This is a genomic window from Bacillus sp. Brlt_9 (assembly GCF_051948935.1).
Taxonomy (GTDB): domain Bacteria; phylum Bacillota; class Bacilli; order Bacillales; family Bacillaceae_G; genus Bacillus_A.
The window spans coordinates 105342-121354 of the sequence record NZ_JAYJLO010000009.1; the positions used below are offsets into that span (position 1 = coordinate 105342).

15 protein-coding genes are annotated in these 16013 nt (G+C 35.4%); 12 read left to right on the plus strand and 3 right to left on the minus strand.

The features are described from left to right. Window positions 1-54 precede the first annotated feature (54 nt). Together treP and treC are read left to right on the plus strand one after the other, a co-directional pair. Complete coding sequence (gene treP, locus VF726_RS25810; RefSeq protein ID WP_440172980.1) at window positions 55-1482, plus strand: PTS system trehalose-specific EIIBC component; 1428 nt, start codon at window positions 55-57, stop codon at window positions 1480-1482. 13 nt (window positions 1483-1495) lie between these two features. Continuing rightward, complete coding sequence (gene treC, locus VF726_RS25815) at window positions 1496-3157, plus strand: alpha,alpha-phosphotrehalase (RefSeq protein WP_440172981.1); 1662 nt, start codon at window positions 1496-1498, stop codon at window positions 3155-3157. Between the two features lie 31 nt (window positions 3158-3188). On the opposite strand, the gene gerKC is transcribed toward treC, so the two are convergent. Genes gerKC through gerKA form a run of 3 tightly spaced genes read right to left on the minus strand, consistent with a single transcriptional unit; the run spans window position 3189 to window position 6883 of the window. Beyond that, a complete protein-coding gene (gerKC, locus tag VF726_RS25820) occupies window positions 3189-4313 on the minus strand; it encodes a spore germination protein GerKC (RefSeq protein ID WP_440172983.1) in 1125 nt (374 codons plus the stop codon). After that, complete coding sequence (locus VF726_RS25825) at window positions 4294-5400, minus strand: GerAB/ArcD/ProY family transporter (RefSeq protein WP_440172985.1); 1107 nt, start codon at window positions 5398-5400, stop codon at window positions 4294-4296. Before VF726_RS25825 ends, gerKC begins: the two co-directional genes overlap by 20 nt. Continuing rightward, window positions 5381-6883, minus strand: a complete 1503-nt coding sequence (gerKA, locus tag VF726_RS25830; RefSeq protein WP_440172987.1) for a spore germination protein GerKA — start codon at window positions 6881-6883, stop codon at window positions 5381-5383. Before gerKA ends, VF726_RS25825 begins: the two co-directional genes overlap by 20 nt. Before the next feature lie 150 nt (window positions 6884-7033). Between gerKA and VF726_RS25835 the strand changes: the two genes are divergently transcribed. From VF726_RS25835 to VF726_RS25880, 10 genes are all read left to right on the plus strand, one after another. After that, on the plus strand, window positions 7034-7720 hold the full coding sequence (locus tag VF726_RS25835) for a lysostaphin resistance A-like protein (protein WP_440172989.1): 687 nt from the start codon (window positions 7034-7036) through the stop codon (window positions 7718-7720). A 23-nt stretch (window positions 7721-7743) separates the two neighbouring features. Beyond that, window positions 7744-8715, plus strand: a complete 972-nt coding sequence (locus tag VF726_RS25840) for a phosphotransferase enzyme family protein (RefSeq protein WP_440172990.1) — start codon at window positions 7744-7746, stop codon at window positions 8713-8715. Between the two features lie 159 nt (window positions 8716-8874). Then, entirely contained in the window at window positions 8875-10335 is a 1461-nt protein-coding gene (locus VF726_RS25845; RefSeq protein WP_440172992.1) for an alanine/glycine:cation symporter family protein, read from the plus strand. Further along, a complete protein-coding gene (locus VF726_RS25850; RefSeq protein WP_440172993.1) occupies window positions 10280-11200 on the plus strand; it encodes an amino acid ABC transporter ATP-binding protein in 921 nt (306 codons plus the stop codon). The genes VF726_RS25845 and VF726_RS25850 overlap by 56 nt, the downstream gene beginning before the upstream one ends. Before the next feature lie 12 nt (window positions 11201-11212). After that, window positions 11213-12040, plus strand: a complete 828-nt coding sequence (gene glnH, locus VF726_RS25855; protein ID WP_440172994.1) for a glutamine ABC transporter substrate-binding protein GlnH — start codon at window positions 11213-11215, stop codon at window positions 12038-12040. A 100-nt stretch (window positions 12041-12140) separates the two neighbouring features. Further along, the gene (locus VF726_RS25860; RefSeq protein WP_440172995.1) at window positions 12141-12797 is read left to right on the plus strand and encodes an amino acid ABC transporter permease; all 657 of its coding nucleotides are present in this window, start codon (window positions 12141-12143) and stop codon (window positions 12795-12797) included. Beyond that, window positions 12798-13442: an amino acid ABC transporter permease gene (locus tag VF726_RS25865; protein WP_440172996.1), complete on the plus strand. Its 645-nt coding sequence runs from the start codon at window positions 12798-12800 to the stop codon at window positions 13440-13442. Between the two features lie 204 nt (window positions 13443-13646). Beyond that, on the plus strand, window positions 13647-15074 hold the full coding sequence (locus tag VF726_RS25870) for an amino acid permease (protein ID WP_440172998.1): 1428 nt from the start codon (window positions 13647-13649) through the stop codon (window positions 15072-15074). Next, window positions 15049-15426 carry an OsmC family protein gene (locus VF726_RS25875; RefSeq protein WP_000778827.1) on the plus strand — a complete coding sequence of 126 codons (378 nt, stop codon included), beginning with the start codon at window positions 15049-15051 and terminating at the stop codon, window positions 15424-15426. Before VF726_RS25870 ends, VF726_RS25875 begins: the two co-directional genes overlap by 26 nt. An 11-nt stretch (window positions 15427-15437) precedes the next feature. Beyond that, window positions 15438-15923, plus strand: a complete 486-nt coding sequence (locus VF726_RS25880) for an HIT family protein (RefSeq protein WP_440173000.1) — start codon at window positions 15438-15440, stop codon at window positions 15921-15923. Window positions 15924-16013 lie beyond the last annotated feature (90 nt).

Below are 16013 nucleotides of genomic sequence, written 5' to 3' on the forward strand. Positions count from 1 at the left end.
CGAGTTAATATGTAATTGTAAACGGTATCAAAAAAAGAAAAGAGGGACGGGAATATGGGGAAAGACTATCGTAAAACAGCAGAGGAAGTGTTGCAGTATATTGGTGGGAAAGACAATATTGAACAAGCTGCACACTGTGTAACGAGACTCCGTATCGCTTTAAAAGACGAAAGTAAAATAGATAACGATAAATTGCAGTCTGTTTCATTAGTGAAGGGAGCGTTTCATAACGCTGGGGTATTTCAAATCGTAATTGGTCCAGGAGATGTTGATCGAGTATATGCAGAATTGATAACGCTTGCAGATATGAAGGAAGCGACAGTAGCTGACGTAAAAGATTCGGGAAATCAAAAGTTAAACCCAGCTCAAAAATTTGTAAAAGTATTTTCAGATGTATTTATGCCGATATTACCAGCAATCGTCACAGCTGGTTTACTAATGGGAATTAACAACCTATTAGGGGCGAAGGACTTATTCTTTGAAGGTAAAAATTTATTAGATGTGTATCCAAACTTAAGTGGGCTTTGGGATTTAATTAATATGATGGCGAATACAGCATTCGTATTCTTACCAGCACTTGTCGGTTGGTCAGCAACAAAACGTTTTGGTGGTAGTCCGATACTCGGGATTGTTATGGGATTAATGCTTGTGCATCCATCCTTATTAAACGCGTGGGATTATGGAAAAGCAGCAACCGGTTTAGATGGACAAAAGATTGAGTACTTTGATATTTTAGGATTATTTCAAATTGAAAAGGTAGGGTATCAAGGGCAAATCTTGCCGGTTTTAGTAGCAGCATTTGTGTTAAGTAAAGTGGAAATTTTCTTGAAGAAACATGTACCAAATGCAATTCAATTATTAGTTGTACCAATTACAACGATTGTCGTAACAGGTGTGTTAGCCTTAGGAATTATTGGTCCAGTTACACGTCATATTGGAGATTTATTAACAGCTGGATTAGTAGGTGTATATGAAACAGTACCAGTAGTTGGAGCAATATTGTTTGGAGCATTATATGCACCGCTAGTAATTACAGGTATGCATCATATGTTTATTGCTATCGACTTACAATTAATTGCACAGCACGGTGGTACATTCATTTGGCCAATGATTGCCCTTTCTAACATTGCGCAAGGTAGTGCCGCACTTGCGATGTTCTGGATTTCTAAAAATCAAAATGATAAAAGTATGGCATCTACATCAGCAATCTCAGCATATTTCGGTATTACAGAGCCAGCTATGTTTGGTGTGAACTTACGAAATAAATTCCCGTTCTATGCAGCGATTATAGGATCGGCTATTGCAGCTATATTTATTACGTCAAATGGTGTATTAGCACCTGCTATCGGAATTGGTGGATTACCAGCATTTATTTCTATCATTCCGAAATCGATTCCAATGTTTATTGTCGGAATGATTATCGCAGTTGTAATCCCATTTACGTTAACATGGTTATTTGCAAAACGAGTAAAACAGAAGTAGGAGGAAGTTAAACATGAAGGATTGGCATAAAAGTGTAGTGTATCAAATTTATCCGAAGAGCTTTAATAGCTATTACAATAAAGAAACCGGTGATATAAAAGGGGTTACAGAGAAACTAGATTATTTAAAAGAACTCGGAGTAGATTATATTTGGTTAACACCGATATACCAATCACCACAAAATGATAATGGATATGATGTAAGTGATTACTATAGCATTGATCCATCTTACGGAACGATGGAAGAGTTTGAAGAGCTTTTAGAAGAAGCAAAGGCACGTAATATTGAAATTATGCTCGATATCGTTGTAAATCATAGTTCGACGGAGCATAAGTGGTTTAAAGAAGCGAAGGAAGATAAAAATAGTCCATATCGTAATTACTATATTTGGCGTGATGAAAAAAATAATTGGCAATCTAAGTTTGGCGGGTCTGCTTGGAAATATGATGAGAAGACAAAGCAATATTTTTTACATCTATTTGATGAGACACAAGCTGATTTAAATTGGGAAAATGAAAAACTTCGTGAAGAAGTATATGATATGATGCGTTTTTGGCTGGATAAAGGAGTAACTGGATTCCGATTAGATGTAATTAACTTAATTTCAAAAGATCAAAGTTTCTTGAATGATGACGGAAGTACGGCGACAAGCGATGGGCGTAAATATTATACAGATGGCCCGCACGTTCATGAATATTTACAAGAGATGAACCGAAATGTTTTTGAAGGGAAAGATGTAATTACAGTTGGAGAAATGTCATCTACGACAATTGATAATTGTATTAAATATTCAAATCCTGAGCGTAATGAATTAAGTATGACGTTTAGTTTTCATCATTTAAAAGTAGATTATCCGAATGGGGATAAGTGGACGCAAGCTGATTTTGATTTCATTAAATTAAAAGAGATTATGTCTAATTGGCAAACTGAAATGCAAAAGGGCGGGGGATGGAACGCATTATTCTGGTGTAATCATGACCAGCCTCGTATTGTGTCACGATTTGGTGATGACGGAAAGTACCGAAATGAATCTGCAAAAATGTTAGCGACAGCTATGCATATGTTGCAGGGCACACCTTACATTTATCAAGGCGAAGAAATCGGTATGACAAATCCTAAATTCGAATTCATCGAGCAATATCGCGATGTAGAATCGTTAAATATATACGATATCAAGCGAGAAGAAGGATTATCAAAAGAAGAGATTATCGGGATTTTAAAACAAAAATCTCGTGATAATTCCCGTACTCCAATGCAGTGGAATGAAGAGGTGAACAGTGGTTTTACAACAAGTACACCGTGGATTACAGTTGCTGATAATTATAAAGAGATTAATGTAGAAAAGACATTAGAAGATAAGGATTCTGTATTTTATCATTATAAAAAACTAATCGAGCTAAGAAAAACATATGATGTTATTACAGAAGGAGAATATGCTATTTTAGATGAAAATCATGCTAAGGTTTGGGCATATACTCGTACTTTAAAGAGTGAAGTACTACTCGTTATAAGTAACTTCTACGGAGAAGGAATAACGTATTCTGTACCAGCCCATGTTCAATTAGATGGAATGAAACAAGAAGTACTACTGTCGAATTATAAAGATTCCAGCAAAGATCTTATAAAACTTAACTTAAGACCATATGAATCAATTGTATATCGATATGTAAAATAAAAGGTTGTATGCCCACGCGGCATACAACCTTTTATTTTAAGACACCACTATACAAAATGCTTACTTCTACCTCAGGTTTGAATTTTACTTTTGCATAATCTTTATTCCAATTTTTTTTCTTCCATAAGTCAGGATGATATGCGATAAGATGTCTTCCGATACCGAAAGCATCACAATTTGCTTTTTGTAAATTTTTCGTTATCTTTTTAGCTTCTTTCGTCAGCTGTTTAGATAATTCTTTATTTAGTTTTTTTCTTTCGTCCATTTTGTAAAGATTATCTCTCGGAGCTTCAAGAGCGATAACTTTTAATTGAAGCTTAATGTGAGCATAAACATTTCCTTTTTTATCTGTTGTTATTGTTAAGTCTCGTTTTAACTTTCGGTTGCTAATTTCCATTGTTAAATAATCAGATGTCTTCTCTGATTCATCGCTAGTAAGTTTTTGGGTTATACGGGCACTTGTTCCCATTTTTCCGGTTAATAATACGAATAAAACAGATTGTTTCAAAGGTAAATGCCCAGTCAATTTATCATTGTTAAATAAAGCTAACCCGTTTGTAATTACTTCTTTTCCTTTTATTTTTATAGAAGGGAGGGTAAAGTCTTTACCGGGATCTAACATTTTTGTAGCAGCTGTTTCTAAAGTTTCTTTTGGAAATACACTCATATCTTCTAAGCTTTTCACTTTTTTCTTTAGAAAATCTCCAATTAGTAAATTTCCTACTTTCTTTTTTTCTAGTATCTCCGATGTTTCACCATCTACTGCAATAAGCTTTACTAAAGCAGTTGGATTTGTTGGGTCTCGAAAACTAACATCTAAATAGGGTAGTATACCCTTTTTTAGAATTTTGGTTCCTAGTAATTGAACACCATATTTAAAATAGCGGATATTTCCAGTCACATTTTTTTTTAGGGCATCGCTTGTATCCCTTATGTTATGCCCCGTTGCTGAATGTATTTCATTCTCAAATGAAGATTGCTCTCCGTTTGAACTTTTTACGAGCTCAATTGTTTGCTGGAGTTTATTCTCTTCCGTAATATCAGATCCAATACTATAAGCTAACCTTGCTTCCCTTAATGGTTCTTGATCCCAGCAGCCAGAAAGGAATGCACTAGTACATAATACAAAAAGTAATTTAACTCTTTTTTTGAACATACTGTTCTCCTTTCTTATTTCTTATTACTGAATAAAGTAGAAATAAAAGAGGGAGGACAACGATGAAAATATAGGTGAACTTATCAGTGAAAGTTGCAATCACTTTTAATTCTTCCGGTGTATCGATAAATAAGGCTACACTAAAGGCAATAATACCAACGATTGGGACAGCTTTTTTATGATTAGCAAGATTGAATATATGTCCAATTCCTATAGAAGCAGCGCAGTAATAACTAGCGATAGAAGCAACAACAGTTATCATCCAAATTGGTATGAATAGTAAATCAGTTCGGTCTATAATCCCGATATGCAAGGAGCGTAATAAGTAAGCAACTGGTTCTGGAATAAGTTCAATTTGTTTCGGACTAAATACGATAAAGCAAATCCAAACAGTAAAAGTATAAAAAAGGGTTACAAATCCATTAGCGATAGAAATTGCCTTTAGTTTTGCAATAGAACTCCCATTTACTTTTGGGAAAGCGATAAGAATAATTTCAAAACCATACATGGCTGTAATTGTTTCCTTTGATGCTTGAATTATATTCCACCAGCCGGCTTCTGAAATGGGAAAAATATAAGAGAAATCAGCTCGGGAAAGCCCTAGGGCAATTAAAAGTGCCATTGGAATAATGAGGATAGAGGCCATGACATAAAATCGTACGATGACTTTAAAAGTGTTATAAGCTACATAACAACAAGCTATTGTAAATAGCATGAGAATGGCAGACCAAGGAGTTGCTTGTAATATCCAAACTTTAATGACATTACAAGCATTTAACATAACTGTCATACCGATAAGAGTAAAATAAAAAACATAAGCAAAGCCTAATAGTTTTCCAAACTTATTACCAAATAGCATACAAACACTTTCATACATATCTGCATCAGGAAATCGTTTTAAGAAAAGCCACATAAGTAAAATAATAAGCTGAATCGCAAGCCCGGCGATGAGCGCGGAAATCCATCCACCACCTTTTGCTATTGGATGAAGACGGTTAGGTAAAGAAAGTATACCAACCCCGATTTGGCACTGAATAACGAAAAAGGTAAATTGAACAAGCGAAATTTTACTTTGCGTGTTTGTCACCGTTCTCATCCTCTCTCGTTACATGTTGTCGTTGCATTTTTTTCGGTTTTGGATCATGTGGTCGTTCCCAAAATGACCAAATTGGTAGTCTTACGAAAGAATCTTTCATATCTTTTATCCGCATTGGTGCAACAGGAGAAAGATATGGTGTATGAAAAGAATGAAGCTGACATAGGTGAACGAAAGTTATAATGAGACCGAATGATATTCCTACATATCCAAATATGGCAGCAAGGAGCATTAATGGAAAACGAAGAATTCGAACTGCTGAACTCATATCGTTTGATGGAACGAGAAAAGATGAGATGGCAGTTAAAGCTACAACGATAATCATTGTGTAAGAAACAAGTCCAGCTTTTACAATTGCATCACCAATTACTAAACCACCTACAATACCGATTGTTTGTCCAACACGGCTAGGCAAGCGAATACCAGCTTCTCGTAATAATTCGAAAATCAATTCCATTAAGAGAGCTTCAAAAATTGGAGGGAGTGGCACTTTTTCTAATGAAGCTTTAATTGTATACACAAGTTCGAGTGGCAACACATCAGGATGAAAAGCAACGGTTGCAATATATATAGCTGGTAAGAGAAAGGCGATTAAAAAACTGACTAAGCGAATCATTCGAACGAAAGAACCGACAATCCAGCGGTTATTATAATCGTCTGGTGATTGATAGAAGGCAAATAACGTAACAGGAACGATAAGCGCTGTTGGATCTCCATCAGATAAAATAGCAACTCGTCCTTCCATTAAATTTGCTGCGACTCTATCTGGACGCTCTGTATTTAATTGCTGCGGAAATGGTGAGAAAGACGTATCCTCTATAAATTCTTGTATATATCCTGGAGGCATAAGTGCATCTGTCTTAATCGTTTCTAACCTTCTTTTTACTTCTGTAACTAAATCGTCATTGGCTATGTTTTGCATATAAGCAATAGCCACTTTCGTATGCATTTCTTCACCAAGTGTGAAATATTTAACGACGAAATTTGGGCTTTTTATGAGTTTACGAATAGAAGCTAAATTGGTTGCTAAATCTTCTACAAAACCGTTATGCGGTCCACGGACAACTCCCTCATTATCAGGTTCGGTTATATCTCTTTTTAAAGATAAAGCTGTTTCGAAAATACAAAAACTGTCGACATGTTCATGGAAATATAATGATTTACCCTGTAATAAAAGCTGTACACCATAAATTAAATTTGTTTCTTTTTTCATATTTAATGTGGAAAAAGCTTTATCTAAAGACAAATCTGACCGCGTTAATAATGGCTCAAGAGCTAATTGATGAATTAAATTTGGATCTGCTAAAGATTCGATATATAAGATTGTCCCTTTTCCATTTTGAAAAGGGATATCTAATTTTTTTATATCATCTGAGTGACAGAGCTTATTGTCAATGTAATTAATATTTTCCGGAAGTGATGGAAACATATGCTTTTGGTTTTTACTCTCTTGTTGTTCTTTTTGCTCTGTCATAATTTCCACCTCTTTTAGAATAAAGTTACTTCTGTTAATTTTTGTTGTTTGTGAGAAATTTATGCTTGGATTATTTTTGGGAAAATAGCTTGAAAGTTACGTTACGTCATCTTTTATACTGTAGAAAATAGGATATAGGGGATGATATAAATGACTTTGAGGCATATGTGGGGATGGAAAGAAATTTTATATTTATTAGTTTTCGTATTTGTTATTGTCCCAATAACAGTTGAATCTCTTTTTTATGAATATGCTTTAAAAATAATAGGGAGCTCATTATATGCTGGAGTATTAATGGGATTTATAATGGCGGTGATATTTACTACTGTAGTCTATCTTTTTTGTATAAAAAGATATCAACTGTCTTGGAAAGATATTGGAATTCGCAAGCTTTCATGGAAAGATTTTTTATGGACAGTTATAGCATTGATTACCTTAATTGTAGTTAGTATTGCTGTATTAATGATAATGGAGAAAATGGGTATTTCCTTTGAAAATAGTAAAACGGAGACAGTCCAAAATGATCAATCAATCTATTCGTTCTGTATCGCGGTAATTGGAGCAGCAGTTATATCACCAATTTATGAAGAGATTTTATATCGAGGTGTTTTTTATACATTTTTCCGTGATAAATATGGCATATGGGGTGGAGTGCTTATAAGTTCTATAATATTTACTGTTGTTCATATTCCAACATATAACACATTACCAGTGAATTTTTTAAGTGGAGTAGTATTTGCGTGGTTATATGAGAAAACAAATTCTATTTTATCAGCTATGATTGCCCACGCATTATTCAATTTCATAGCAGTACTTCTCACATTTGTGTCGAATTAAGAAGATATATAGGAGGGATACATATGGAAATAGCTGTAGAACGAGTTTTTACAAAAGAGGTTTTAAAAAGAGCGGCGAGTTTGTTTCATGTAGCAGTGGAAGAAAAGCCGCTTGGAGATTTTGAGAATTATATTTTTAAGGCGAAGGGTGATCGTGGTGAAGATTACGTATTACGTTTAACCCATTCTTCCCATCGTTCAAGAAAAGAAGTCGAAGCTGAACTAGGTTTTCTACGGTATGTTGCGGAGAATGGGGCAAAGGTAGCAGGACCTCTTTCCTCAGCGTCTCAAAATCTTGTAGAAGAAATAGGAGCGGAAGATGGCACTTTCTTTTTTGCTTCTTTATTTACATACGCAAAAGGCGAACAAGTAAAAGGAGAAGAATCGCCTTATTGGGGAGATGCTTACTTTGAAGCATGGGGAAAAGCGATTGGTCAACTGCACCGCCTAACAATGAACTATCCTAAAACAGACTATCGTGATACGTGGGAAGAGGACGAGAGTGGGATTGTGAATGAATTAGAAGATGATCAAGTGAAAGAGATTGCAGCGGTATTAATGGATGAAATAAAGGCTCTTCCAATTGAAAGAGAAACGTTCGGCCTTATGCACGGTGATATTCATCCAGGTAATTTTCATTATGATGGTAAAGAGCTAACTATCTTTGATTTTGATGATGCGGCTTATAATTACTTTATACACGATTTAGCGATGGTACTCTATTACTCTGTTCTATTTACACCGTGGACAGCGGAAGAGAAGACGGAATTTGCTCGTAAACAGCTACAAGTTTTACGAAAAGGCTATGAGTATGAGCACAGACTGGCTGATAGTTGGTATGAATCGTTACCGTTGTTCTTACGTCTACGTGATGTTGGTTTATACGGTACACTTCAAAAGAAGTTTAAGGGGAAAGATATGCCAGATAACTTCCGGAAATTATCAGAAGAATTATATGGAAGAATTATAAGGAAAGAAGCAATTGTGAATATATAATACATTTTGTTCAAAACAAAGTATACAAAATGAATGTATACTTTGTTTTTTTATACAAAAATATGTTTGCTTTATTAAAATAATATTGTCCTAGATTCGGTATACACTTATAATTTTATATATATTCTGAATATTCTTTATAAAAAAGGAGGGGGAATGTTGGAAGCTTTCGTAAATTGGTTAAATAATATTGTTTGGAGTCCAGCACTTGTTTATTTATGTTTAGGAGTAGGTTTATATTTTTCCATTCGAACGAGGTTTTTACAAGTAAGGCATGTAGGAGAAATGGTGAAGCTGACATTTCAAGGTGAAAAATCAGAGGCTGGTGTTTCTTCATTCCAAGCGTTAGCACTTTCATTATCAGGGCGCGTTGGAACAGGAAATATTGCTGGGGTAGCAACAGCGGTTGCCTTCGGTGGACCAGGAGCTGTATTTTGGATGTGGGCAGTAGCCTTTTTAGGAGCAGGATCAGCTTATGTAGAATCAACACTCGCGCAAATATATAAGACGAAACATCAAGGACAGTTTCGCGGTGGACCTGCTTATTACATTGAAAAAGGTTTAGGTGTGAAATGGTATGCATTAGTATTCGTTGCAGCGACAATTCTTGCAACGGGGCTTTTGCTGCCAGGTGTGCAAGCAAATAGTATTGCAGTCAGTTTAGAAACAGCTTTTGGAATTAATACTACAGTATCAGGGGCTTTATTGGTTATTGTATTGGCTCTTATTATTTTTGGGGGAGTAAAGCGAATCGTTAACGTAGCCCAAGTTGTCGTACCATTTATGGCAGTTGGTTATATTTTAGTAGCTTGCGTTATTGTTGCTATGAATATTGAAAAATTACCAGAAGCATTTATGTTAATTATAAGAAGTGCGTTTGCATTAGAAGCGGCTTTCGGTGGTATTATCGGTTTAGCAATTTCTTGGGGAGTAAAACGTGGTATTTATTCCAATGAAGCAGGACAAGGAACTGGACCACATGCAGCAGCTGCTGCGGAAGTATCACATCCAGCTAAGCAGGGCTTAGTGCAAGCATTTTCCGTTTACATTGATACATTATTTGTTTGTTCAGCAACAGCATTTATGATGATTATTACAGGCATGTATAACGTATTTGATGCAAGCGGAAAAAACTTTATCGTAAATAAATTAAATGGTGCTCAGCCAGGACCAGGATATACACAGGCAGCAGTAGAATCTGTTTTCCCTGGATTTGGAAACGGTTTCGTCGCAATTTCGTTATTATTCTTTGCATTTACAACAATTATGGCGTATTACTACATTGCAGAAACGAATATCGCGTACTTAAATCGCGATAAAGACCGTCCATGGCTGTCTATGGTATTAAAATTTGTATTCTTAGGAGCTGTATTCTACGGCTGTATCAAAACAGCAGCAACAGCTTGGGCTTTAGGTGATATCGGTGTAGGAATTATGGCATGGGTAAATATCATTGCGATTTTATTATTACAAAAACCTGCATTAGTCGCATTAAAGGATTATGAAAAGCAGAAAAAAGAAGGAAAAGATCCGGTATTCGATCCAGGGCCATTAGGAATTAAAAATGCTGATTTCTGGGAGCATGAATACGGAAAAGATAAGAAAGAAGAAGTATCTTAATAAAATAGAAGTGAAAAAGCAAAGGGAAAATCCCTTTGCTTTTTTTATGGGCAAAATGAGGCAGGAAGTTATTTTTTTGCCTATTTTTGAATATAAAAAGAATGTACATGCTTTGTTAGTGGAAGGGGGGAGTATGTTGATAGAGTTTCGTAATGTAAATAAATATTATGGAAATTTTCAAGTTTTAAAAGATATTAATGTGCAAGTGAAAAAAGGTGAAGTGGTAGTAGTTGTTGGGCCTTCAGGATCAGGAAAAAGCACGTTGCTTCGGTGTATAAATCAATTAGAGACAATTACAGATGGAGAGTTAATTGTACAAAATACGGAGGTACACAATGTCAAAACAGATATGAATGAATTACGCCGAAATATCGGGATGGTCTTTCAACATTTTTATTTATATCCACATAAAACGGTTCTTCAAAATATTACACTAGCACCTATTAAAGTAAATAAGGTTTCAAAAGAGGAAGCTGAGAAAACAGCGATGTTTTATTTAGAGAAAGTAGGAATCCCGGAGAAGGCTAGTGTATACCCGCATCAATTATCTGGAGGGCAACAGCAAAGGGTAGCAATTGCTAGAGGGCTTGCAATGCAGCCAGAAATTATGTTATTTGATGAGCCTACGTCTGCTCTTGATCCAGAGATGATCGGGGAAGTACTTGATGTTATGAAAACGCTAGCTAAAGAAGGGATGACGATGGTCGTTGTCACGCATGAAATGGGATTTGCGCGGGAAGTAGCAGATCGGATTTTATTTATGGATGATGGCAAGATCATTGAGGATACAACACCGGCGCAATTCTTTGCAAGCCCTGAACAAGAAAGAGCTCGTCTATTTTTAAGAAGAGTGTTAAATCATTAAAGGGGGAGTTTTATGCTTAAAATGAAAAAGTTGTTTACGTTAATCGTATTTTCATGTTTATTCTTACTTGTCGTTGCCGGGTGCGGAAGTAAAAAAGATGAGGCAAAAGAAACGAATACGAAGCAAGGCGGAGCCGTTGAGCAAATTAAAAAGCGCGGGAAGCTAGTAGTTGGAGTGAAGAATGATACGAACTTATTCGGCTTGAAAAATCCTTCGACAGGGCAGGTAGAAGGATTTGATGTTGACATCGCAAAGGCGCTTGCGAAAAAAATCCTTGGAGATGAAAAGAAACTAGAATTAAAAGAAGTAACGTCTAAAACGCGTATTCCACTACTGAAAAATGGTGATATTGATGCAATTATCGCCACAATGACAATTACGGAGGAGCGTAAAAAAGAAGTAGATTTTTCAGATGTATATTTTAAAGCAGGGCAATCGTTACTTGTGAAAAAAGGGAGCGATATTAAAAGTATTGATGATGTGAAAAAAGGTGTGAAAGTGTTAGCGGTAAAAGGCTCAACGTCTACAAATAATATTCGTCAAAAGTCACCGGAAGCGACTGTATTAGAATTTGAAAATTACAGTGAGGCATTTACGGCGTTAAAAGCAGGGAAAGGTGATGTTTTAACGACAGATAATGCAATTCTTTACGGCATGGCAAAACAAGATACGAATTATGAAGTTGTAGGAAAAATTTTCACGGATGAGCCGTACGGAATTGCAGTGCAAAAAGGTGCAGATGATTTAACGAAAGAGATTAATAGCTTGCTAAAAGATATGAAGGCGAACGGGGAGTACGACAAATTGTATGAGAAATGGATTGGACAAAAGCAAGAGTAGTAAAGTGATATTTTAATGAGCGGAGCTGTATTCCCATTGATAAATAGTAAGAGGATGAGGGACGCTCATCCTCTTCTTGTAAAGAAAGAGGGGAGAATATGTGCCTGATTTTTCTATATTAACAAATAACATTGATATGTATTTAGAGGGCTTTAAATATACAGTTATGTCTAGTGTAATTGCGTTAATAGGCAGCTTTATTTTGGGAGTAATTTTGGCTGTAATGCGCATTGCACCTATTCGTATTTTAAATTGGTTGGGAACGGCTTTTGTGGAGTTTGTAAGAAATATTCCGCTCGTATTAATTGCATTTATATTCTATTTCGCTTTACCTGTAGTAGGAATTACTTTAAATGGTTTTGTAGCAGGAACAGTTACGCTTACTGTATATACGGCAGCGTTTATTGCGGAAGTCATTCGCGCTGGTATTTTATCCGTTGCAAAAGGGCAAATGGAAGCAGCACGGTCTTCAGGATTAACGTATATACAGGGGATGTATTATGTTGTTTTACCTCAAGCGATGAAAATCGTAATTCCTCCTCTAGGAAATCAATTTCTCAATTTAGTAAAAAACTCTTCCATACTCGGAATTATCGCGGGTACTGATTTAATGTATCAAGGAGATTTAATTTCAACGAAGACTTTTGTTACGTTCGATGTGTATATATTTGTCGGGATGTTTTATTTAATATTAACAATTCCGCTCAGTATGCTAGTGCGTTATTTAGAAAAACGCTTAGCAAAGGAGGCGGTGTAAATGGACTTTCAGGGAGCAATAACAGGAGATCATATTCTGTTTTTATTAAAAGGATTACTTATAACGTTAGAGGTAGCGCTCGTAGCAATTGTACTTAGCTTTATTATTGGTAGTGTAATAGGGATATTGCGCTATATGAAAATCCCTGTCGTCTCACAAGTATTAGGAATTATCGTTGAAGTAATTCGAAATTTACCACTACTTTTAATTATATTTTTCACGTATTTTGCACTTCCAGAAGCAGGCTTGAAATTAGAAATTATAACAGCTGTAATTGTTGCTTTAACAATATTTGAAGCAGCAATGATATCTGAAATCGTTCGAAGTGGCCTATTATCGATTGAAAAAGGGCAGATTGAGGCTGCAAGATCTTCAGGATTAACGTACGTTCAAGCGCTTTGGCACATTATTTTACCACAAGCATTAAGAAGAATGGTCCCGCCGCTTGTTAGTCAGTTTATTTCATTGCTGAAAGATACAGCATTAGCAGTTGTTATATCACTGCCAGAGCTTATACATAATGCTCAAATTATTAGCGGACAGAATGTAAATTATATGATTCCAACGTTTATAGTAGTAGCTTGTATGTACTTTATCGTCAATTATAGTTTATCAATTTTATCGAGAAGATTAGAACTTCGCTAACTCTTACAATATATGTAAGAGTTTTTCCTTGTTTCTCCTTATTTTCCTCTAATTAGAATCTTAATCTCGCGATAATTCGATTTTTTATATCGTTTTATCAGAAAAGTTTTAATTTTATATAGAAATTGTAATCGCTTTCGTGTATATTTTTATTATCAGAAAATTTTAACAAGATATAGGGGTATCGGTAGGGGGAGGATTTAGATGCAGCAACCAACAAATGAGAAATTACATCGTACGATGAAGAGTAGACATTTATTTATGATCGCACTAGGTGGTGTAATCGGGACTGGTTTTTTCTTAGGTTCAGGTTACACCATTAATCAGGCTGGACCAGGGGGAGCCATCCTTTCATATTTAGTAGGCGGATTTATTATGTATTTAACAATGCTTTGTCTTGGAGAGTTAACGGTAGCAATGCCAGTTTCAGGCTCTTTCCAAAAGTATGCGACGAAGTTTATTGGACCAGGAACGGGCTTTATGATCGGCTGGCTATATTGGCTTGGCTGGGCAGTAACAGTAGGTTTAGAGTTAACGTCAATTGGTTTAATGATGAAAAGATGGTTTCCGAATGTTGATGTTTGGGTATGGTGTCTCGTATTCGGCGTTATTTTATATGCTTCAAACGCAATTTCGGCGAAAAGTTATGCTGAATTAGAATTTTGGTTCTCTAGTATTAAAGTAGTTACAATTCTTGCATTTGTTGTTCTTGGTGGTAGTGCATTACTAGGGTTTATATCATATGACGGAAAAGAAGCAGCACCTCTTTTCTCTAACTTTGTAAGCGATGGCGGATTATTTCCGAATGGACTAGCTGCCGTATTACTTACGATGATTACAGTTAACTTCTCGTTCCAAGGAACAGAGTTAATCGGGATTGCAGCAGGAGAAAGTAAAGATCCTGAAAAAACAATTCCACGTGCGATTCGTAATACAGTATGGCGCATTATGTTATTCTTCATTTTAACAATGACAATTTTAGTAGGATTAATTTCTTGGAAAGAAGCAGGCGTAATTGAAAGTCCATTCGTAGTCGTATTTGATAAAATCGGTATTCCATACGCAGCTGATATTATGAACTTCGTTATTATTACAGCGTTACTATCTGTAGCGAATTCAGGATTATATGCGGCAACTCGTATATTATGGTCACTTGCAAATGAAGGAATGGCACCAACTTCCTTCCAGAAAGTAAATAAGCGTGGTATTCCAATTACAGCGCTAGTCGTAACGATTGCTGTAGCTGGTCTTTCTTTATTCACAAGCTTCCTTGCAGAAGATACAGTATACATGTATTTATTATCTATAGCTGGTTTATCAGCTGTATCAAGTTGGATCATTATTGCTCTATCGCAACTACGCTTTAGAAGCCAGTATATAAAAGGCGGAGGAAAGTTAGAGGACTTAAAGTATAGAACACCGTTATATCCAATTGTTCCTATTTTAGCTTTAATTACAAATAGTATCGTTGTTATTAGTTTAGCGTTTATTCCAGAACAAAGAATGGCGTTATACTGTGGTATTCCATTTATCATTTTCTGCTACATATATTATTATATAAATAAGAAACGGCAGAAACCGATGAAAGTGGAGATGGAAAATACAAATGAAACTAACAATCAAACACGATGATATAGAAGCAGATTTATCGTATGGTCCATTAGCGATTGGAAAAGAAAATGGGTATTCACCGTTACAATTACTCGTTTCTTCTATCGCAGGATGTAGTGCAATTGTCTTTCGAACAATTTTAGAAAAGAAACGTATTACATATGATACGTTTACAATTGAAACGGAAATTGGTAGAAGTGAAGCTTTATCAAAACCAGTTGAAAGTGTTCATTTGCACTATAAAATTAAAGCACAAAACATTACAGAAGAGCAGTTGGACAAAGCGCTTCAACTTGCAGTTAAAAATTGTACGATTGTTCAATCTGTAAAAGATAGTATAAAAGTTACGGAAACAATTGAACTAATAAAGTGAAATATAAAAACGTGAGAATACGGATCTCACGTTTTTATGTTTTTAACAGAGGGGGAAGTATTATGAAATGTTTAGGTTGTAAATTAGCAAACGAAGAGGAAATGATATATAAAGTATATGAAGATGACTATGTAACATGTTTTTTAGATCATGAACCTTTCTATACAGGTCATACTTTAATTGTGCCAAAGCAACATGTTGTAGAAGTAGACGAATTAGATGATGTTGTAGCAAAAGCAATTATGGATGCTTCTAAACTGATTGCAAAAGCGATTAAGCTATTATATAAACCAGATGGAATTACGATTTGCCAAAATGGTGGAATCTTTAACGAGTTAACGCATTATCATATGCATGTCGTACCAAGATATAAAGAGCGCTCGTTTGCTGAGTTTTATACGGTACAACCGGGAGAAAAGCAGAATCATAACTTGGAAGAGACAAAGCGTTTGTTAAAAGAAGTGATAGAGCAAATGCTGTTTACTGAAAAGGCGTAGCAGTCAGGAAAATTCTAATATTAAAAAGCCTAATTTCTCAGTTAAAATAGAGAAATTGGGCTTTTGTTTATTTTATTATTAAATTTTATA